Raw genomic sequence first — 21,006 nt, 5'->3', positions numbered from 1 at the left:
GTTAAAAAGTTCTTCTGAAACAATGGCATGGCATCTTTCATGAAACCGTATACGGTTTGCAGAGTCCATGTCATTGCAAGCTATGCTCAGTACTCAAGCACGACCCTCTACGACCAATGGCCGCATTCGCCCCACCCGGCGATAAGCGTTAATATTTGTAATTATTTTGTCCATAGGGATTGGTAACTTGGCTGGATACCTCCATCCTGTCGCGCACAATCCACGAGGTGATTGATGCGCGCCAACTCGTCTGAACCACAAGACACCGTCACAGCGGAACAACCGATTACTCCCACCCGTTTGCGTTGGCTGGATCTGTTGAGCAAATACCGTCAACCCATCGGGCTGGCCGTCACCCTGTTGCTGTTCGCAATTGCCCTGATCGCCTGCCGACACCTGCTGCTGGAACTGGACCTGTACGCCCTCCACGACTCGATCCTGGAAGTGCCCAAACCGGCATTGCTGGGAGCGTTTGCGGCGGCGGTCGCCGGTTTCATCATTCTGTTGGGTTACGAGTTCTCCGGCGCCCGCTATGCCGGGGTGAAACTGCCTGCCAAGACGCTGGCTCTGGGTGGGTTCACGGCCTTTGCGATTGGCAATGCCATAGGCCTGTCGATGCTTTCCGGCGGCTCGGTGCGTTACCGCTTATATGCACGCCATGGCATCGGGGCCTCGGAAGTTGCCCATATGACCGTATTCGCCAGCCTGGCCCTGGGCACTGCCCTGCCGCCGCTGGCCGCACTGGCCACGCTGAGTAACCTGCCGGCTGCGTCCACCTACCTGCATCTGTCGCAAGGTTTGCTCGGCAGCATTGCCGGCGTGGTATTGCTGTTGTCGGTCGCGCTGTGCATCGGCATTTATCGTCGCCGCCTGCCGGAACAACCCTACCCGGACAACCTGCTGGTCAAGGCCGGGCGCCGCACGCTGCGCCTGCCGGGCCGGCGCCTGACCTTCCTGCAGTTGATCATCACCGCACTGGACGTGGCGGCTGCCGCCACTGTGCTCTATATGTTGCTGCCGGAAGCGCCGCCGTTCGGTCCCTTCCTGCTGGTGTATCTGCTGGCCCTGGCCGCCGGTGTGCTCAGCCATGTTCCGGGCGGCGTGGGTGTATTCGAAGCGATTCTGCTCGCCGCCTTCGCCGACAAGCTCGGTGCCGCGCCTTTGGCCGCGGCCCTGCTGCTGTACCGGATGATCTACGTGGTCCTGCCGCTGCTGATCGCCTGCGTGTTCCTGCTGGTCAACGAAGCTCAGCGCCTGTTCCAGACCCAGCAGAGCCTGCGGGTGGCATCCGGCCTGGCCGCACCCGTGCTGGCCGTACTGGTTTTTTTGTCCGGCGTGGTCCTGCTGTTTTCCGGCGCAACGCCGGAAATCGACACACGCCTGGAAAACATCGGCTTTCTGATTCCCCACCGCCTGATTGACGCCTCGCACTTTGGCGCCAGCCTGATCGGCGTGCTCTGCCTGTTGCTTGCCCAGGGCCTGCGTCGGCGCTTGTCGGCTGCGTGGATGCTGACCATGGTGTTGCTGCTGACCGGCGCCCTGCTCTCGCTGCTCAAAGGCTTCGACTGGGAAGAAGCCAGCCTGATGATCATGACGGCGGTGCTGCTGGCGATCTTCCGTCGCTCGTTCTACCGCGCGAGCCGCCTGACCGAACTGCCGTTCTCGCCGTTGTACCTGGTGGCCAGCGTTTGCGTGCTGGGCGCCTCGATCTGGCTGCTGCTGTTTGCCTATCAAGACGTGCCGTACAGCCATCAACTGTGGTGGCAGTTCACCCTGGATGCCAACGCCCCTCGCGGCCTGCGCTCATTGCTCGGTGCGGCAGTGTTGCTGGTGATCGTGTCGTTGACCTGGCTGCTGCGTACTGCGCGGCCGGTGATCCACTTGCCGACACCCGACGAACTGGAGCGCGCCACCAAGATTCTGATGGCCTCGTCCCAACCCGACGGCGGCCTGGCGCTGACCGGCGACAAGGCGCTGCTGTTCCACCCTAACGACGAAGCCTTCCTGATGTACGCCCGTCGTGGGCGCAGCCTGGTGGCCTTGTATGACCCGATCGGCCCGACCCAGCCCCGCGCCGAGATGATCTGGCAGTTCCGCGACCTGTGCGACATCCATCACGCCCGCCCGGTGTTCTACCAGGTACGCGCCGAGAACCTGCCGTACTACATGGACATCGGCCTCACCGCGATCAAGCTGGGCGAAGAAGCCCGCGTCGACCTGAAACGCTTTGACCTGGAAGCCAAGGGCAAAGAGATGAAGGATTTGCGCTACACCTGGAACCGTGGCACCCGGGACGGCCTGTCCCTGGAGATCTGCGAACCGGGCCAGGCGCCGATGGATGAACTCAAAGTCATCTCCGATGCCTGGCTGACCGGCAAGAACGTACGGGAAAAGGGCTTCTCCCTGGGCCGTTTCAGCGACGACTACCTCAAGCACTTTCGCATTGCGATCATTCGCTTCGAAGGGCGCCCGGTGGCCTTCGCCAACCTGCTCGAGACCTACAACCATGACCTGGCCAGTCTCGACCTGATGCGTGCGCACCCGGACGCGCCGAAGCTGACCATGGAGTTCATGATGGTCGGCCTGATTCAACATTATAAGAACCATGACTACGCCCGCTTCAGCCTCGGCATGGTGCCGTTGTCGGGCCTGCAACCACGCCGTGGCGCCCCGCTGACCCAACGCCTGGGCTCAATGGTGTTCCGCCGTGGCGAGCAACTGTATAACTTCCAAGGTTTGCGCCGCTTCAAAGACAAGTTCCAGCCTGACTGGGAACCCCGTTATATGGCCGTGCCCGCAGGACTTGATCCGCTGGTGGCACTGGCCGATACCGCCGCCCTGATTGCGGGCGGCTTGACTGGATTGGTGAAACGCTGATGATTCGACGCTCCTGGCGGTATGTATTGGCCTTTGTAGTGCTGCTCGCCCTGATCGCAGGCGGCGGCTTTTGGTTCTGGAACCGCCCTGCCCCGCAACCGACCCTGGAACAACTGCCACAGGCTGATGGCACGGTTATGACCCGTGTGACACCCAACGGCTCGGCAAAAGCCCGTGTGGCCGTGGCCGTGATGGCTGATGAAACCCTGACCGACAGCCAGCTGATTGCACTGAGCCAAGGTGGCGCTGCGCAAATCGTTCAAGTGATCCTGCCGAAGGATGACTGCAAGTTGCAGGAACAAGCTCTGCAAAGCGCCCTGGGCCAGCTTAAAGGCCCGGCGACCCTGGTCAGCGGCATTGGCCCTGGCGCTGCGCTCGCCTGGCGCTGGCTGGCCACACAGAGCGATGACAAAGCCAACGCCATCTCCGTCGGCTTCACCCTGGTACAGGAAGGTTGCAAGGACCCGCTGCCGAAAACCTCCGCCCATGGCAACTGGCTGGTGGCCTGGAACGACAACCCTGACGACGAAAGCGCCAGTTTCGTACGCGACACCCCGCGCGCAACCACCAGCATCAGCGACTACGACATTCACTACCCGCAAGTGTTGAACAACGAACTGCGTAAGCAGCTGGTCGGTTCGGACAACGGCGGCCTGGCGATTCCTGTAGTGGAAGTACCGGCTGGCCAAGCCAAAGATACCGTCACCCTGTTCCTCTCCGGTGACGGTGGCTGGCGTGACCTGGACCGCGACGTGGCCGGTGAAATGGCCAAGATCGGCTACCCGGTGGTCGGCATCGACACGCTGCGCTACTACTGGCAGCACAAGACCCCGGAACAAAGCGCCAAAGACCTCAGCGAACTGATGCAGCACTACCGGCAGAAGTGGGGCACCAAGCGTTTCGTACTGACCGGCTACTCGTTCGGCGCCGACGTACTGCCCGCCATCTACAACCGCATGCCGGAAAACGAACAGCAGCGTGTCGACGCCATTATCCTGCTCGCCTTCGCGCGCACCGGCAGCTTTGAAATCGAAGTGGAAGGCTGGTTGGGCAACGCAGGCAAAGAGGCCGCTACCGGCCCGGAAATGGCCAAGCTGCCCGCTGACAAGGTGGTGTGCATCTACGGTGCCGAAGAAGTCGACGAGAGTGGCTGCACCGACAAGACCGCTGTGGGCGAAGCCGTGAAGCTGCCGGGCGGGCATCACTTCGATGAGAACTACCCGGCGCTGGCTCAGCGTCTGGTGGACATCATCGTGAAGCACCAGGCCAAGGATAAAGCCGAGTAATCCCCAGCTGTACGCCAAAAAACGGTGTGCTGGCTTGTGTGGGAGCTGGCTTGCCTGCGATGGCATCACCTGGGTGTGTCAGTCACACCGCAGTGCTGCTATCGCAGGCAAGCCAGCTCCCACATTTGGTTTTGCGGTGCTGGTCGGATTTAGCGCGGTTCGATATGCGCGATCATCAACTGCACGGTTTCCTGCCCACGAAATTCGTTCACGTCCAGCTTGTAGGCCAATTCCACCCAACGCACTGTCGGGTTAGGCCAGACCTCTCGGTCCACGCCAAACGCAATGCCATCGAGCTTCACTGACCCGCATTCGCTCTTGAGCACCACCTTGAGGTGCCGCTCCCCTACTACGCGCTGCTCGACCAACTGAAACACACCGTGAAACAGCGGCTCAGGAAAGTGCTGGCCCCATGGCCCGGCATGCCGCAATGCACGCGCCAGTTCCAAGTGAAACTCTTCCACAGCCAAGGTGCCGTCGGACAGCAGCCGCCCGGTGAGGTCTTCTTCGCGCAGTTGCCGACGCACTTCAGCATCAAAGGCCTCGGCAAACAGTGGGAAATTCGCCTCGGGCAAGGTCAAACCGGCCGCCATCGCATGACCGCCGTATTTGGCGATCAGGTTGGGATGCTGGCTCGCGACGACCGCCAGGGCATCACGGATGTGGAAACCCTGCACAGAGCGCCCTGAGCCCTTGAGCAGGCCATCACCGGCGTCGGCGAAGGCGATGGTCGGGCGGAAATACCGCTCTTTCATGCGCGACGCCAAAATGCCGATGACGCCCTGGTGCCATTCCGGGTCGAACAGGCACAAACCGTAGGGCATCGATTCCACCGGCAAGTCCTTGAGCTGGGCGAGCGCCTCGCGCTGCATGCCCTGCTCGATGGATTTACGGTCCTGGTTCATGCCGTCCAGTTGCGCCGCCATTTCCCGTGCCGCCGCGAAGTCGGTGGTGAGCAGGCATTCGATGCCCAGGCTCATATCATCCAGGCGGCCGGCGGCATTCAGCCGTGGCCCAAGAATAAAGCCCAGGTCGGTCGAGGTGATACGGGCATGGTCGCGCTTGGCGACCTCGAGAATCGCCTTGATCCCCGGCCGGGCGCGACCGGCGCGAATACGCTCCAGCCCCTGATGGACCAGGATGCGGTTGTTGGCATCCAGCGGCACTACGTCGGCGACGCTGCCCAGGGCGACCAGGTCGAGCAATTCACCGATGTTCGGTTGCGGCGTGTTGTCGTACCAGCCCAGGCTGCGTAAACGCGCGCGCAAGGCCATCAACACATAAAAGATCACGCCGACACCCGCCAGCGCCTTGCTCGGGAACTCACAGCCGGGTTGGTTCGGGTTGACGATGGCATCCGCCGCCGGCAATTCATCGCCGGGCAAGTGGTGGTCAGTGACCAACACCTTCAACCCCGCCGCTTTTGCCGCCGCCACGCCTTCGACGCTGGAGATACCGTTATCCACGGTAATCAGCAGCTGCGGCGTGCGCTGCAGCGCCACGGCGACGATTTCCGGCGTCAGGCCATAACCGTACTCAAAGCGGTTGGGGACCAGGTAATCGACATGGGCCGCGCCGAGCAAACGCAGGCCCAGGGTGCCCACGGTGCTGGCCGTGGCGCCGTCGGCGTCGAAGTCACCGACGATCAGGATGCGCTGGCGCTGCTCGAGGGCGGTCACCAGCAGGTCCACCGCCGCGTCGATGCCCTTGAGCTGCTGGTAGGGAATCAACCGCGCCAGGCTCTTGTCCAGTTCGGCTTCCGACTGCACCCCGCGTGCGGCGTAGAGACGGGTCAACAGCGGTGGCAATTCACCGAGAAACGGCAGGACAGCGGGCAACGGGCGAGGATCAATACGCATGGGGTGACGGAAGCTTCTCTTCTGGTACGACGGTTAAACAAAGATATTCACAGCGAGATAGAACAAATGTGGGGGCTGGTTTGCCGGCGATGTAGACACCTTGGTAAGTCAGTTACGCTGCGGTGATGCTTTCGCGAGCAAGCCCGCTCCCACACACGCCAGCTCCCGCATGTTTAATCACGCTCGCCGACCAACCATTCCAACTGCACTTCATGCTGGCCACGATCATCCGTCACGAAGATCGTGCCTTCGCTGATCATCACGTCCCACTTGATAACGCGCGGCATGTCCTTGGCCAGGGTCTCGAGGATTTCCTGAGGCACAGCGGCGATGTGTACATTCTTCAGGTTTTTTGCCACCGGCACCACTTTGCCTTCCCACACACGCAGGCTGCCGTATGCCAGCAAGCTGGTGCGTTCGGTACGGCGCGAGCACCAGGTGAGACGATCGGCGTCAGGCTGGCCGACCTCAATCCAGTGCAGAACACGATCATCCAGGCTTTTTTCCCACAGGGCTGGCTCGTCCACATCTGACAGACCACGGCCGAACGACAGATGCTCGTTGTACCAAAGTGCGTAGGCCAACAGACGCACGGTCATGCGCTCTTCGGTTTCCGAAGGATGGCGGGCGATGGTCTGTTTGACGCTCTCGTACACCGAGCGATCAAGGTCGGTGAGGTTGAGTTCGAATTTGTAGGTCGTGGACGGCTGGGCCATGAACGGGCTTCTAGAGACAGGGAAAGGCGGCCAGTCTAACCGATGGCGCGGCCATTCAACGAATACTGCGCTGCATCATCCTTATCCCTGGGCCGCTCGCCTATGTTAAAAGGCATCACACCACCGTTCCACGCTTGATAAGGATCCTCATGTCGTTTAATGCCAAACCGCTGGCCGGCCTGAAAGTCATCGAACTGGGCACCTTGATCGCCGGCCCGTTTGCGTCACGCATCTGCGCCGAATTCGGTGCCGAGGTGATCAAGGTCGAATCCCCGGACGGCGGCGACCCGCTGCGCAAATGGCGCAAGCTGTATGAAGGCACCTCACTCTGGTGGTTCGTGCAGGCGCGCAACAAGCAGTCGCTGACGCTGAACCTAAAGCACCCGGAGGGTTTGGCCATCCTTAAGCAGTTGCTGGCGAATGCCGACATCCTGATTGAGAATTTCCGCCCCGGCGTCCTGGAAAAACTCGGTCTGAGCTGGGAAACCCTGCATGCGCTGAACCCGAAATTGGTGATGGTGCGGCTCTCGGGTTTTGGCCAGACCGGCCCGATGAAAGACCAGCCGGGGTTCGGCGCGGTGGGCGAGTCCATGGGCGGCTTGCGCTATATCACCGGTTTCGAAGACCGCCCGCCGGTACGCACGGGGATTTCCATCGGCGACTCGATTGCCGCCTTGTGGGCGGTCATCGGCGCGCTGATGGCGCTGCGTCATCGCGAGGTCAACGGCGGGCTCGGCCAAGTCGTGGATGTGGCACTGTACGAAGCCATCTTCGCGATGATGGAAAGCATGATCCCGGAGTTCGACGTGTTCGGGTTTATTCGCGAGCGCACCGGCAACATCATGCCCGGCATCACGCCGTCATCGATTCATACCACTGCCGACGGCAAGCATGTGCAGATCGGCGCCAATGGCGATGCAATCTTCAAGCGTTTCATGAGCGCCATCGGCCGCGAAGACCTGGCCAATGACCCGCAGCTGGCGAGCAATGACGGACGCGATAGCCGCCGTGATGAGCTGTACGGCGTGATTGATCGCTGGGTCAACTCGCTGCCGCTGGACCACGTGATTGAGCAACTGAACAAGGCCGAGGTGCCCGCCAGCCGCATCTACAGCGCCGAAGACATGTTGGGCGACCCGCAGTTTCTGGCGCGGGAAATGTTTCTCGAGGCTACGTTGCCGGGCGGCAAGGGCTTCAAGATGCCGGGGATCGTGCCCAAGCTGTCGCAAACACCGGGTAGTTGTGAGTGGGTCGGGCCGCAGTTGGGCGAACATAACAGCACGGTCCTCAATGAACTGGGTTATGACGCCGCAGCCATCACCCATTTGCGCGAGGTTGGCGCGATCTGATGGCTCGCCCGTACCAATGCCGGTTTATCCCTCTGAGCCTCATGAGCGTGATGCTCGGCGTGTGGCCGCTCTCGGCGCATGCCGAGGACACGCTGATCTGGCTGTTGCGCGACCTGCCGCCCATCACCATCTTTGAAGGGCCTCAGAAAGGCCAGGGGGCACTGGATGAGTTGTTGCCGATACTCGCCAAGCGCCTGCCGCAATACCGCCACACCGTGATGCACGTCAACCGCGCTCGCGGCATTCAAATGCTGCGCTCGCCGTCCCTGACCTGCGACCCCTCGCTGCTATGGACGCCGGAGCGCGCGAAGTACATTGTGTTTTCGGCCCAGGCATTCGTGGTGGTCAGCAACGGGGTGACGATCCAACGCAGCCAGCAGGAGGCAATGGCACCCTTTATTGCCGAGGGCCAATTTGATCTGCAAGCCTTTCTCGAATCCCATAAAGCGCGCATTGGCGCTACCGCCGAACGCAGCTACGGCCCCGCCATCGACGAACAGCTCAAGCACGCCGCTCCCCACACCCTGGCATTGCATTACGGCAATGACGCCCTTGGCAGCCTGTTGCAAATGCAGCGTCTTGGGCGGCTGGAAGCGGTGTTGGGTTACCCGCCGGAAATCCGCTATCACGCGCGGCAACAGGGTATCGCTGCCCAGGATCTGATGTTCTATCCCATCAAGGGCTCAGCGCGTTATCAACGTTCGCATATTGGTTGCTCGGATACGCCTCAAGGCCGTCAGGCCATGCAGCGAATCGATCAGGCGATACGGGATATCCCGCAGGCGCGGGTCCAGCAATCCTACGCGTCATGGTTGGACCCCGTGATGCGCGCGCAGTATTTGTTGGACAACCCGAGTTTTTTCCAGAATTCCCCTGAGCGCTGACAAATCGCAGGCAAAAGAAACCCCGAGCAGTGGGGAGACAACTCGGGGTTAAACGTGGCCTACAAAGACCAGTACAACAAGCCACAAACACCGGAGCACAATGTTTGCTCTTGCTGTTATAAAATCTGACCGGGCATGCGGTAGGAAGTTTCCATCATTAAACAATTCTTCATGCGAGGGCGGCGCCACGGGTTTGGGCTGCGTTACGCAATGCTGCGATAACCGAGGGTTCCAGACGCCCTTCAGCGATTTTCAGATCGCGTAGCAAGCAATCCACCACATCCACCAGTACACGCTTATCGGTCAATTGGGCCCGATCGACTTCACGCTCGACGACGATAGCGCCAGCAGGGTTCTTCACGGTCACCAGGCACTCGCCCTGTAGGCCCGAGGTGGTCAACGTAACCTGATAAGGGCTCAGTGCTTCTTCGAGCAATAGGCTGATACTTTCCATCTCGATCACCACTCAATCATTCGAATAAGGTTCGAAAAACAAAAATGTCATTAAGGTGCTTACATTCAAGTGACCCGTGCTCAAAGCAGAAAGTTCGACCTTTTGTGTAGCCTCCTGCCCGAGTCAAGCGAGCATGCACGGCAAAGATGACAGAGAGAAAACATCCACCGACAGGCTAGAATCCCTGGATTACCCTGGGAGCCTGCCTTGAAAGCCGCGTCTGAACAGCCATTGCGCATCGTCCTTGCCGACGACCACCCGATTTTCCTGATTGGCTTGCGCGCCGTTCTGGAGCAGGACGAGCATGTGCGCATCGTGGCAGAGGCCAATTCACCCCAAGCCCTCATCGAGCTGCTACAAACCTGTGCCTGTGATGTACTGGTGACCGACTTCATGATGCCCGCCGAGCCTCACGCCGACGGGCTGCGCTTGATCGGGCAACTGCGCCGGCACTATCCGGACCTGCCCATTGTGGTGGTGACCATGCTCAATAACGCCGGCCTGTTCCATTCCATTCTGGAACTGGGGGTCATGGGGCTGCTGAGCAAAGCCAGCCTGGCGGGTGAGCTGCCGGAGGCGATTCGACAAGCCCGGCAACAGCGCACGTACGTGGCCCACGCCATTCGTCAGGCACTGAGCCTCGCGGGGGAAGTTGGCGCCGATCGCCTGCATTCCCAGGAACAGCTTTCACCTCGGGAACTGGAGGTCATCCGCCTGCTGGCCGCCGGGTTGACGGTGGGCGAGATCGCCGCGCAACTGCATCGCAGCAAACAGACCGTCAGCGCGCAAAAAGTCAGTGCCATGCGCAAGCTCGGCCTGGGCAACGATGCCGCGCTGTTTATCTATGTGCAGGAACACGGGCTGGCATAGCCTGAAACGCGATCCATTGCTTGAGTGCCTCGGCATCCATCGGCCGGGCAATAAAACACCCTTGCAGCCAGGCTGCTCCGAGCTTTCCTACGGCGTGATAGTCGGCGGCGCTTTCAACCCCGGTAACCACGACACCGACATCCAGGTGCGCAGCCATGCTCATGGCGCCCGCCACCACCGCCGCTTTGCGATCGTCATTGGCCATCCCGCTGGCAAACGCCGGGGGGATTTTCAATTCGGTGAAGGGCAGTTCCAGCAAGCTCTGCAGGCTGGTGCCGCCCACGCCGAAATCACCAATGGACAACTGGCAACCCATCATTCGCAAGCGCAGTAACCCCGTTACGTGGGCGCTGTCGGTTTTCAACCTTGAGGTCTCCACCAGCTCCAGGGTCAGGCCGTGGGCAGGCACGCCGTGAAGTTGCAGCAAGCCTTGCAGCACTTGGGGAAAGTGCGAGCGTTCCAGCATCCGCCCAGGAATATTCACCGCCACCGGCAACAATTGGCCCGTCTGGCCCATGACCTGGCCAGCCAGCCCCAGCGCCTGCTCCAGCACATGCCAGGTAAAGGCTTCCTCCATGCCGGCAAATTCCAACACCGGCAAAAAATCGTCAGGCAGCAGCAGGTCATTCCCGCACGACTGCCAGCGCGCCAGTGCCTCGACCCGTTGCAGCACACCCGCCTGGCTGACGATGGGCTGATACCAGACCCTGCCACAACGCGCGATACCGGCCTGGCTGACATCCGCCGAGGGTGGCAACGCGTCCCTTTCGTCAAGATCCAGCAAATGGCGCACCCGCGCCCATGACAACACCGGCGGCCCCGGACGCAAACGCGCCTGGCAGTCCGTTAGCACTTGCCCGATCAGCGTAGCCGACGCTGGTTTCTGCAAACATGCCAGCACGTTCAAACCCTGTTGCCGTGCCATATTCGCCACACCTTCGAGCACGTCCGGCTCAGCATTGCTGAGCAGTATCAGCACTTGAGCCAGACCGTGCTCGGCCAATTCGCGGATCAACTCCAGGCCATCGCCCTGCTCCAGGTACAGATCGCAAATAGCAATGTCCACGGGGCCTTTGCTTTCCAGGGACTGGCGGGCTGCCTCGACGGTCTCGGCGGTCAGTACATTGAACACGCCGTTGGCGTTAAGCATCTGATGCAGCGCCATCAATTGAAACGGGTTGTCTTCAAGGATCAGGACTTTGAGGGAACGCATAGGCAACTCTGTCGGCATCGGGCAAAGACGGCACAGTAACCAAAAGCGGCAGGGTGCCCCATAGGACGTGTCCTAATCGTGTGAATCCAGATAAGGCTGCAGATCACGTCGAAACGTCATCAGGGTTTCGGACAACCGCAGCCAGGGTGCTTGAAGTTCGGCGCCGCGCTGCTCGCGCGCGCAGCGTTCAAGGGCCATGCAGGCCTTGGCCAGCGGCAGTGCGTCCACCAGCGAGCAAACGCCCTTGAGCCGATGCAGCGCCGCATTCAAACGCGCCATGTCCTGCTCGGCCAGGGCCAACGCCAATACCTCATGTTCGTGGTCCAGGCTCTTTGCCAATGCCTGCAACATGCTGTGCAGGACCGGCCAGTCGGCCTGGGTCATGGTACGCAACGTCTCGATATCGAACGAGCGTTGCGCCGTTACGCGTGTCAGTACCTCGGCCCAGTGCTGCAACGTAATGGGCTTGACCAGCAATTCATCCATACCGGCCTCCTCGCCGCGCCGTTGTTCATCATCCAAGGCATTCGCAGTGCAACCTATGAGTGCGCAACGGGGCCGTTGTGTCTCGGCTTCGATCCGCCGGACGGCCTCGCTCAGGCCATAGCCGGACATGCCCGGCATCTGGCAATCGGTCACCAGCACGTCAAACCGCTGATCACGCCAATAGTGCAAAGCGGCTTCAGCCGAATCGACGGCAATCACCTGATGACCGAGGAACTCGAACTGCTGCGCCAACACCAGACGATTGGCAGCCAAATCATCGACAACCAGCACCGACAGATCGCGACCAGCGGGTGGCAAGGACGTGGCGGCCAGCACGGGCACATTGTCAGTGCTGACCCGAGCCAGGCACAGGTCGATACACACCTTAGTACCCTCGCCGATGACACTGTTGAGGCGAATGCTACCGCCCATCAGCTCCACCAACTGCTGGCAGATACTCAGGCCCAAACCAGTTCCGCCGTGTTCGGCAGCAGTCAGTGCACTTGTCTGAATAAAAGGCTTGAACATCGTTGCCTGCTGTTCAACGCCAACCCCCGGGCCGCTGTCCTCGACGCATAAATGCAAGTATTCAGCGCCCGCCTCATCGTGCTGGCAGGTGACACTGACACGCACCCCGCCCTGCTCGGTAAACTTCAGCGCATTGCCCAACAGGTTGTGCATGACCTGGCGCAAACGCAGCGGGTCGAACCAGTAATAGCCCTGCGCCGCCGGATCAAACGTCAAGGTCAGGAGCAGGCCTTTTTTTTGCGCCGTGGCTTCGAACAGCCGTTGGATGCCCTCGAAAAACCCTTTCAACTCGGTAGACTGCGGCGCCAGTTGCATATGACCCGCCTCGATCTTGGCGAGGTCCAGGCTGTCGCCCATCAACGCGATCAACTCACGCGCCGAACGATGGACCACCTGCAACCCCTCGGATATAGGGAAACCGGCTGCCAGGCAGCGTTCCTGTTCCAGCTCGAGCAAACCAATGATCGCGGTCATCGGTGTACGAATCTCGTGGCTGAGAGTGGAGAGAAACGCACTTTTTGCGTAATTCGCCTCGTCGGCGACCTGGCGTGCATCCATCAATTGCTGCTCGAGTACTTTGCGCTCGTTGATGTCGATCCAGCCGCCAAGCAGTCCCTGCAAGCGATTCTCAGCGTCGAAGAACGGCACCGTCCACTGGTAGACATGAAAGCTGCCGCCGTTGAACTCCAGTTGCCGGTCGACAAACAACGGCTGTTGCGTGGCCAACTGCTCCATATGGCCGGCGTGCAGGCGCGCAGCGGTCGCTTCGGGCATCACCCCGCTTTCCATCAAGGTCAGACCCTGGATCTGTTCAAGCCGGGTTGCCAATTGCTGCTCATAAGTTTTGTTGCAGGTCACCAGGCGCCCAGCCAGGTCGCGGACAAACAGCGGGTTGGGCATGCCATCGAGCAAGGCGCGTTTGAAGGCCAACTGATCGTTGAGCCTGCGCTCGGCCTCCAGCCGCTGACGTATCTGGCGCTTGAGCCGGCTGTTCCACACCTGCGAGACCAGTACAAACAGGATCGCCATGGCGACCGTCCAATACGCCCAGGCAGGCACCCGTTGCCAGGCAGGCACGGGAAGCGCGACCGCCCCGATCCAGCGCAGGTGCAACGCGCTCAACTCGGCCACCGGCAAGGCCTCCAGGGCTTTGTTCAGGATACTCAGCAGCTCCGGCTGGTCCTTGGGCACCGACAGGCTGTTGGCCGACCACATGCCATCGACACTGCGACCTATACGCAAGTCATCCTGCGGGTAACTCTGCACTTCCACTTCGGTCTGGAGCGTCGCCGCCGCCTCACCTCGTCGCACCAACTCTCGGGCCTGGGCATAATTGCCGACCAACCGCAGCTGGATTTGCGGATGCATCTGGCGAAGGTAGCCCTCAAGCACATGCCGCGCCGGCAGCGCCAGGACCTTGCCGGCCAACTGATCCAGACCGGTCAGCGGTGCTGCATCGACAGGCTCGACAAACACCCAGCCGGAGCCGCCGAAACTATGGCTGAAATTGAGCAGCGCCTTGCGCTCCTGGCTCTCGGCCAGGGTGGTGTTCATGTCCGCCCTGCCCGTTTCCAGCCAATTCAGGGTTTGCGCGGTGGAATGCACCTCTTCGAAGACAAAGCGCAAACCGGTCATGCGCGAGATCCGATTGAGCAGGTCAACGTTCAGGCCAACCCACCGACCGTCCTTGTCCTTGAACACGTAAGGCGATAGCTGCTGGGCCGCGACCACAATATGCCGATGGCGTACTACCCACGCCTGCTCCGAAGCGGAAAGCTCAATGCGTTCAGCACCGATACCCACGCCAAGCCCAGTGGTCCAGCGTGCAAGGATTTCGCGCTGCACTGATTCCTCAATGCTCCCCAGAGCGCGGTCCATCATGGCGCCCAGCAATGGGTCGGCCTGACGGGTGGCGAAGGCGAAACCGATGGGGGGCAGCCGACTCTCTTCCTTGATTTGCAAGCCCAGGTAAGGCCGCAGCGACTTGTAGGCACGCACAATCACTTCATTGCCGATAAACGCATCGGCGTCGTGTTGCTTAAGCGCTTCCAGCCCGCTGTAGAGGTTGGGCGCAAGCATAATGTCGCTGCCAGGATAGGCCGCGTGCACGTTCTTGACGTTGGCATAGCCGTCGAGCAACACCACCTTCTTGCCCGCCAGGTCGTCGCCCCGGGTGTCGTCTCGGCGCAGCACCACCACCGAACGGTCAGGCATGTAGTCGCGGGTAAACTGCAGGCCGGGCACATCACGCTCATAGCCGTTGGCGCTGGTGAGAATATCGATAGCACCGCTGCGCAACGCTTCAACCGCCTGGGCTCGTTCGGCAAAGCCCAGCACCTGCATAGGCATATCCAGACGCGCGCCGACCAGGCTCAGGTAATCGGCACTGATGCCCTGGTAGCGATTGCGGTCGCGGGTAATATCAATCGGTTGATAATCATCAATCGAAATGCCCACCTTCAATGTCGGATGAGCGGCCAACCACTGCTGCTCCGCCGGTGCCAGGGGCAAAGGCTGCAGCGGGATAAACGCCGGCACCAGCTTGAAAGGCAGGCTGACAGCCGCCTGGCCCATAGACAGATGGCCGAGCAACAGCACGCAAGCCAGCCGCACCGCCCATTGAATCACTACACGCACCGATTGAGTTTCCTTGAGTTTGCTGGTTGGCCGCCCGCGCAAGTATGGCTCGCCAGAATGAAAAAGCCCGTCACGAAGACGGGCTTGACCTACCGCGTAGCAAGCTGTGGATCAGAGCGGCTTACCGCGATTGCCGTGCTGGCTGACAAACGCCTGCATGGCTTTCAGATCGTTCGCCAACACCGTGCAGCGCTCTTCACGCTCGAACAGGTCAGCCAGGTGCTCGGGCAACTCCAGCGCTTTGCCAACACCGGCCTTCTCCACCGCTTCCGGGAATTTGACCGGGTGGGCAGTGCCCAGAATCACCATCGGGATGTCCAGGCTGCGACGGCATTCGCGTGCGGCCTTCACACCGATGGCGGTGTGTGGGTCGAGCAGTTCGCCGGTCTGGGCGTAGACCTCAGCGATGGTTTCACAGGTCTGCGCATCGTCCACGGCCAGGGAGTCGAACAGCTTGCGGGTTTCGGTCCAGCGCTCTTGCTCGACGCTGAAACCGCCACCTTGCTTGAAGCTGTCCATCAGGCCAGCCAGGGCGGCGCCATTGCGACCGTGCATGTCGAACAGCAGGCGTTCGAAGTTCGACGACACCATGATGTCCATGGACGGCGACAGTGTGGCGTGCAGGGTTTCCTTGACGTACTGGTTGCCGCTCATGAAGCGGTGCAGGATGTCGTTGCGGTTGGTGGCGACGATCAACTGGTTGATCGGCAGGCCCATGTTGCGCGCCAGGTAGCCGGCAAAGATGTCGCCGAAGTTGCCGGTCGGCACCGAGAACGACACCGAACGCGCCGGGCCGCCCAACTGCAGGGACGCGTGGAAGTAGTAGACGATCTGGGCCATGATCCGGGCCCAGTTGATTGAGTTCACCGCCACCAGGCGCGTACCTTTCAGGAAGCTCTGGTCAGCGAAGCTGTTCTTGACCATTTCCTGGCAGTCATCGAAGTTGCCTTCGATGGCGATGTTGTGAATGTTTTCACCGAAAATGGTCGTCATCTGGCGACGCTGCACTTCCGACACGCGCTTGTGCGGGTGCAGGATGAAGATGTCGACGTTTTCGCAGTGCTTGCAACCTTCGATGGCGGCCGAACCGGTATCACCGGACGTAGCGCCGATGATCACAACACGCTCGCCGCGCTTTTCCAGCACGTAATCGAGCAGGCGACCCAGCAATTGCAGGGCGAAGTCCTTGAACGCCAGGGTCGGGCCATGGAACAGCTCCAGCACCCATTCGTTGCCGTTCAGCTGACGCAGAGGGGCGATGGCGCTGTGGGAAAACACGCCATACGTCTCTTCCAGAATCTTTTTGAAATCCGCATCCGGAATGCTGCCGGTGACGAACGGGCGCATCACCCGGAACGCCAGCTCGTGGTACGGCAGGCCCGCCCAGGACGCGATTTCTTCCTGGGTGAAACGTGGCAGGTTTTCCGGCACATACAGGCCGCCGTCAGTGGCAAGGCCTGCCAGCAAAACGTCTTCGAAATTCAGGGCCGGTGCCTGGCCGCGGGTGCTGATATAACGCATGACTGGCTCCTCTAAAACATTCTCGAACAGAGGCCGCCGAACACACGGGGCCCCTGGATCAAATCGGTTAGTTCAAGTGTTCGACGCGAATCCGCACCACCGGGCCAACCACGCCCTGCAGGGCTTCGAGGGCGGCGATGGCATCGTTCATGCGTTGTTCGAGCACGCGGTGGGTCAACAGGATCATCGGCACCTGGCCGTTTTGCTCCTCGACTTCCTTCTGCATGATCGACTCGATATTGATGCCGCGCTCCGACAGGATGCTGGCAACCTGGGCCAACACGCCCGGATGATCCTGAGCCTGGATGCGCAGGTAGTAGGCACTTTCGCAGGCTTCGATCGGCAGGATCGGGTGGGCCGACAGCGAGTCCGGCTGGAAGGCCAGGTGCGGCACGCGGTTTTCCGGGTCGCTGGTCATGGCGCGGACCACGTCCACCAGGTCGGCGATGACCGAGGAGGCCGTCGGTTCCATACCGGCACCGGCGCCGTAGAACAGCGTGGAGCCGGCTGCATCACCGTTGACCATCACGGCGTTCATCACGCCGTTGACGTTGGCGATCAGGCGGTCGGCCGGGATCAACGTCGGGTGCACACGCAGCTCGATACCGGCCGGAGTGCTGCGCGCCACGCCCAGGTGCTTGATGCGGTAGCCCAGGGCTTCGGCGTAGTTCACGTCGGCAGTGGTCAGCTTGGTGATGCCTTCGGTGTAGGCCTTGTCGAACTGCAGCGGGATACCAAAGGCGATGGAGGCCAGGATGGTCAGCTTGTGGGCCGCGTCGATGCCTTCCACGTCAAAGGTCGGGTCGGCTTCGGCGTAACCCAGCGCCTGGGCTTCGGCCAGCACGTCTTCGAAGGTACGGCCCTTCTCGCGCATTTCGGTGAGGATGAAGTTGCCCGTGCCGTTGATGATGCCGGCGACCCAGTTGATACGGTTGGCGGACAAGCCTTCACGGATCGCCTTGATCACCGGGATGCCACCGGCCACAGCCGCTTCGAACGCAACGATCACGCCCTTCTCGCGCGCCTTGGCGAAGATCTCGTTACCGTGCACGGCGATCAGCGCCTTGTTGGCGGTGACCACGTGCTTGCCGTTCTCGATGGCCTTGAGCACCAGCTCGCGGGCCACGGTGTAACCCCCAACCAGCTCGATGACGATATCGATTTCAGGGTTGGTGGCCACAGCGAAGACATCGTTGGTAATCGCAATACCGGTCGTTTGGAACTGAGGCTTTGGCGTACGCGTGGCAATTTGCGCCACTTCAATCCCACGCCCTGCACGGCGGGAAATTTCTTCAGCATTACGCTGAAGTACGTTCAAGGTGCCGCCACCGACGGTCCCTAACCCACAGATGCCTACTTTGACCGGTTTCACTGAAGAACTCCCCATGAAACGGCCGACTCAAGGTCGGCCGTGGTAAACAGCCGCACAACTGCGGCTCTCAATTAATGCCCCGTCGACTGTTCGGCGGGGCATGATCGTCAAAGGCTCGACGATGACTGCTTACTTTGCACCCAGCGCCAGTTTGGCAACTTGTGGCGCAGGCTGGTAGCCCGGAATTACTTGGCCATCAGCCAAAACGATGGCCGGTGTACCGTTCACACCAATCGACTGGCCCAGGGCGAACTGCTTGGAAACCGGGTTGGCGCATTTGGCCGACTTGATTTCCTTGCCATCGACCATTTTGTCCATGGCGGCTTTCTTGTCGGCCGAACACCATACGGCTTGCAGTTGTTCGTCACCCGGCGAGCCCAGGCCCTGGCGCGGGAACGCGACGTAGCGCACTTCGATACCCATTTTGTTCAGCGCAGGCACTTCGGCGTGCAGCTTGTGGCAGTACGGGCAGGTGGTGTCGGTGAACACGGTGATGTGAGTCTTGGTCTCGCCGATGGCCGGGTAAACCACGGTTTCAGCCACAGGAATACCGTTGATCAACTTGGACACGCCCAGGCGCTCGGCTTTCTCGGTCAGGTTGACCGGCTTGCCGTCTTTCAACTGGAACAGGTAGCCCTGGACGATGTACTGGCCATCGGCACTGGCGTACAGCACACGGCTGCCCTTGAGCTTGACTTCATACAGCCCGGCCATCGGGCTGGCACTGATGCTTTCAATCGGCGTGTCGAGTTGCAGGTTGGCCAAGCTCTTGCGAATGGTCTGCTCGGCGGCGTCATCGGCGACAACAAAGGTGGAAACCAACGCAATGGCTGCGGCGGCAATAATCTGGGTCAAGCGCATGGGAACTCCTGAAGGCAGATGCAGGGACGGGCGCAAGAACACCGATCTGGAAACACGGGGCTGTCAATACGAGCCTGGGCGCCGTCCCCTTTGCGAACCGGCAAAGCCTACCACAGTTGGGCCGGGGGGCAGACTGCGGCAGGCAAATTGGGCCTTTTCCGACGTAATTTTATCCGCGAGGGTGATGCTTGGCGTGCATCTCCTGCAGACGTGCGCGCGCGACGTGGGTGTAAATCTGGGTTGTGGATAAGTCACTGTGCCCCAGCAGCATTTGCACCACACGCAAATCCGCACCGTGGTTGAGCAAATGGGTGGCAAACGCGTGGCGCAACGTATGTGGCGACAGCGCCTTGCCGATCCCAGCCACTTTGGCCTGGTGCTTGATACGGTGCCAGAAGGTCTGGCGGGTCATCTGCTCACCGCGCAGGCTGGGGAACAGCACGTCGCTGGGCCGCCCGCCGAGCAATTCGCCACGGGCATCACGCATATAGCGCTCAACCCACACAATCGCCTCCTCGCCCATCGGCACCAGTCGCTCCTTGCTGCCTTTGCCCATGACGCGCAGCACGCCCTGACGCAAGTTGACTTGCTCCAGGGTCAGGCTGATCAGTTCAGTCACCCGCAGGCCGCAGGCGTAGAGCACTTCGAGCATGGCGCGGTCACGCTGTCCGATGGCTTCACTCAGGTCGGGCGCGGCGAGCAAGGCATCGACGTCGGCTTCCGACAGGGATTTGGGCAATGGCCTGCCGAGTTGCGGCATATCGATTTGCAGGGTCGGGTCGACCGCGATCAGCTTTTCCCGCAGCAGGTAGCGATAAAAACCACGCACGCCAGATAGAAATCGCGCAGTGGAGCGAGGCTTGTAGTTCTGCTCAAGGCGCCAGGCCAGGTGATCAAGGATCAGCTCGCGACCGGCATTGATCAGTTCGAGGTTTTTCTCCTGCAGCCAGCCGTTGAACAGGGCCAAGTCACTGCGATACGCCTGGCGAGTGTTGTCCGACAGGCCTTTTTCCAGCCACAGGGCATCAAGGAAGCGGTCGATCAGGGGATGGTCAATGGCGGGCATAGGGGCTCAAGCGAATGAATGTAGTGTCGGGTAGATCCTATCGCAGGCAAGCCAGCTCCCACATGGGTTTTGTGTCATGCCTGATCTCATGATCAACATCGATCAAATGTGGGAGCTGGCTTGCCTGCGATGGCCACGACTCGGTTTCAGATCAGTCTACAAACCCAGGCAACACCGGTACCGGCCGCTTATCCGCATCAATCGCGACAAAGCTGAACACACCCTGGATCGCCTTTTCGCGGCCATCGGCACTCATGCTCTCGACGAACACTTCAACTTCAACCTTGAGGCTGGTGTTACCGACTTTGACCACGCGCCCGATCAGCTCAACGATGGAGCCGGCCGGGATCGCGTGATTAAAGTCGATCCGATCAGTGGAGACCGTCACCAGCGGCAAACGACAAAAACGCGTGGCCGTGATGAACGACACTTCATCCATCCACGCCAGCGCCGTACCGCCGAACAGGGTGTTGTGGTGGTTGGTGGTCGGCGGGAACACGGCCTTGGTCACGTGGGTCACGGACAGGTCGGTACGACGCTGGATTTCTTCGAGGCGGGTGGTCATGGGAAAATACCGGCAAATTGACAAATTTCAGGCACAAAAAAGCAGCCCGTAGGCTGCTTTTTTCTGCATCGGGAAGCTGGACTTAAGCCAGTTTTTCCTTGATGCGAGCTGCTTTACCGGACAGGTCACGCAGGTAGTACAGCTTGGCTTTACGTACGTCACCGCGACGCTTAACGGCCATGCTGTCGATTTGCGGGCTGTAGGTCTGGAAAGTACGCTCTACGCCAACACCGTTGGAGATTTTACGAACAGTGAAAGCACTGTTCACACCACGGTTACGCTTGGCGATTACCACGCCTTCGAACGCTTGCAGACGCGAACGGTCGCCTTCCTTCACTTTCACCTGAACGACAATAGTGTCGCCCGGGGCAAAGGTAGGGATCTCTTTGGTCATCTGCTCTGCTTCGAGTGCAAGGATGATTTTGTTAGTCATGCTGTGCTCCTAAGGTAAGTCATCGGACC

16 protein-coding genes are annotated in these 21,006 nt (G+C 60.5%); 5 read left to right on the top strand and 11 right to left on the bottom strand.

The features are described 5' to 3' along the window. Nucleotides 1–234: 234 nt before the first annotated feature. Entirely contained in the window at nt 235–2,877 is a 2,643-nt protein-coding gene (gene mprF, locus ACI77D_RS05840; RefSeq protein ID WP_221295587.1) for a bifunctional lysylphosphatidylglycerol flippase/synthetase MprF, read from the top strand. Then, entirely contained in the window at nt 2,877–4,163 is a 1,287-nt protein-coding gene (locus tag ACI77D_RS05835) for a virulence factor family protein (RefSeq protein WP_064453995.1), read from the top strand. The genes mprF and ACI77D_RS05835 overlap by 1 nt, the downstream gene beginning before the upstream one ends. Nucleotides 4,164–4,312: 149 nt before the next feature. Here ACI77D_RS05835 and recJ read toward each other — a convergent pair whose 3' ends face one another. Together recJ and ACI77D_RS05825 are read right to left on the bottom strand one after the other, a co-directional pair. Further along, nucleotides 4,313–6,022 carry a single-stranded-DNA-specific exonuclease RecJ gene (recJ, locus tag ACI77D_RS05830; protein ID WP_064453996.1) on the bottom strand — a complete coding sequence of 570 codons (1,710 nt, stop codon included), beginning with the start codon at nt 6,020–6,022 and terminating at the stop codon, nt 4,313–4,315. 173 nt (nt 6,023–6,195) lie between these two features. Beyond that, complete coding sequence (locus ACI77D_RS05825) at nt 6,196–6,738, bottom strand: YaeQ family protein (protein ID WP_064453997.1); 543 nt, start codon at nt 6,736–6,738, stop codon at nt 6,196–6,198. Between the two features lie 149 nt (nt 6,739–6,887). Here ACI77D_RS05825 and ACI77D_RS05820 point away from each other — a divergent pair, with 149 nt between their 5' ends. Together ACI77D_RS05820 and ACI77D_RS05815 are read left to right on the top strand one after the other, a co-directional pair. Continuing rightward, nucleotides 6,888–8,087 carry a CaiB/BaiF CoA transferase family protein gene (locus ACI77D_RS05820; RefSeq protein ID WP_407016217.1) on the top strand — a complete coding sequence of 400 codons (1,200 nt, stop codon included), beginning with the start codon at nt 6,888–6,890 and terminating at the stop codon, nt 8,085–8,087. Continuing rightward, entirely contained in the window at nt 8,087–8,971 is an 885-nt protein-coding gene (locus tag ACI77D_RS05815; protein WP_407016216.1) for a TIGR02285 family protein, read from the top strand. The genes ACI77D_RS05820 and ACI77D_RS05815 overlap by 1 nt, the downstream gene beginning before the upstream one ends. Nucleotides 8,972–9,140: 169 nt before the next feature. On the opposite strand, the gene ACI77D_RS05810 is transcribed toward ACI77D_RS05815, so the two are convergent. After that, on the bottom strand, nt 9,141–9,425 hold the full coding sequence (locus tag ACI77D_RS05810) for a DUF3509 domain-containing protein (RefSeq protein WP_064455009.1): 285 nt from the start codon (nt 9,423–9,425) through the stop codon (nt 9,141–9,143). A 207-nt stretch (nt 9,426–9,632) separates the two neighbouring features. Between ACI77D_RS05810 and ACI77D_RS05805 the strand changes: the two genes are divergently transcribed. Further along, entirely contained in the window at nt 9,633–10,295 is a 663-nt protein-coding gene (locus ACI77D_RS05805) for a response regulator transcription factor (protein WP_259763464.1), read from the top strand. On the opposite strand, the gene ACI77D_RS05800 is transcribed toward ACI77D_RS05805, so the two are convergent. From ACI77D_RS05800 to rplS, 8 genes are all read right to left on the bottom strand, one after another. Beyond that, entirely contained in the window at nt 10,264–11,508 is a 1,245-nt protein-coding gene (locus tag ACI77D_RS05800) for an EAL domain-containing protein (RefSeq protein WP_407016215.1), read from the bottom strand. The genes ACI77D_RS05805 and ACI77D_RS05800 overlap by 32 nt on opposite strands. Nucleotides 11,509–11,580: 72 nt before the next feature. Beyond that, on the bottom strand, nt 11,581–15,159 hold the full coding sequence (locus ACI77D_RS05795; RefSeq protein ID WP_407016214.1) for a transporter substrate-binding domain-containing protein: 3,579 nt from the start codon (nt 15,157–15,159) through the stop codon (nt 11,581–11,583). 111 nt (nt 15,160–15,270) lie between these two features. Then, on the bottom strand, nt 15,271–16,680 hold the full coding sequence (gene thrC / locus ACI77D_RS05790; RefSeq protein WP_064454000.1) for a threonine synthase: 1,410 nt from the start codon (nt 16,678–16,680) through the stop codon (nt 15,271–15,273). Nucleotides 16,681–16,747: 67 nt separating this feature from the next. Then, nucleotides 16,748–18,052, bottom strand: coding sequence for a homoserine dehydrogenase (locus ACI77D_RS05785; protein WP_064454001.1), 1,305 nt, complete (start codon nt 18,050–18,052; stop codon nt 16,748–16,750). Nucleotides 18,053–18,181: 129 nt separating this feature from the next. Then, entirely contained in the window at nt 18,182–18,913 is a 732-nt protein-coding gene (locus ACI77D_RS05780; RefSeq protein WP_053257833.1) for a thioredoxin fold domain-containing protein, read from the bottom strand. Nucleotides 18,914–19,082: 169 nt separating this feature from the next. Then, nucleotides 19,083–19,979: a site-specific tyrosine recombinase XerD gene (gene xerD / locus ACI77D_RS05775; protein ID WP_064454002.1), complete on the bottom strand. Its 897-nt coding sequence runs from the start codon at nt 19,977–19,979 to the stop codon at nt 19,083–19,085. 151 nt (nt 19,980–20,130) lie between these two features. After that, the gene (locus ACI77D_RS05770) at nt 20,131–20,544 is read right to left on the bottom strand and encodes an acyl-CoA thioesterase (protein WP_128591738.1); all 414 of its coding nucleotides are present in this window, start codon (nt 20,542–20,544) and stop codon (nt 20,131–20,133) included. An 82-nt stretch (nt 20,545–20,626) separates the two neighbouring features. Further along, complete coding sequence (gene rplS, locus ACI77D_RS05765; protein WP_003175895.1) at nt 20,627–20,977, bottom strand: 50S ribosomal protein L19; 351 nt, start codon at nt 20,975–20,977, stop codon at nt 20,627–20,629. Nucleotides 20,978–21,006 lie beyond the last annotated feature (29 nt).

Source organism: Pseudomonas sp. O39 (assembly GCF_045447295.1).
Lineage (GTDB): Bacteria > Pseudomonadota > Gammaproteobacteria > Pseudomonadales > Pseudomonadaceae > Aquipseudomonas > Aquipseudomonas antarctica_A.
The sequence above is the reverse complement of the archived record's forward strand: the minus strand, read 5'-3'. Positions and strand labels throughout refer to the sequence as shown.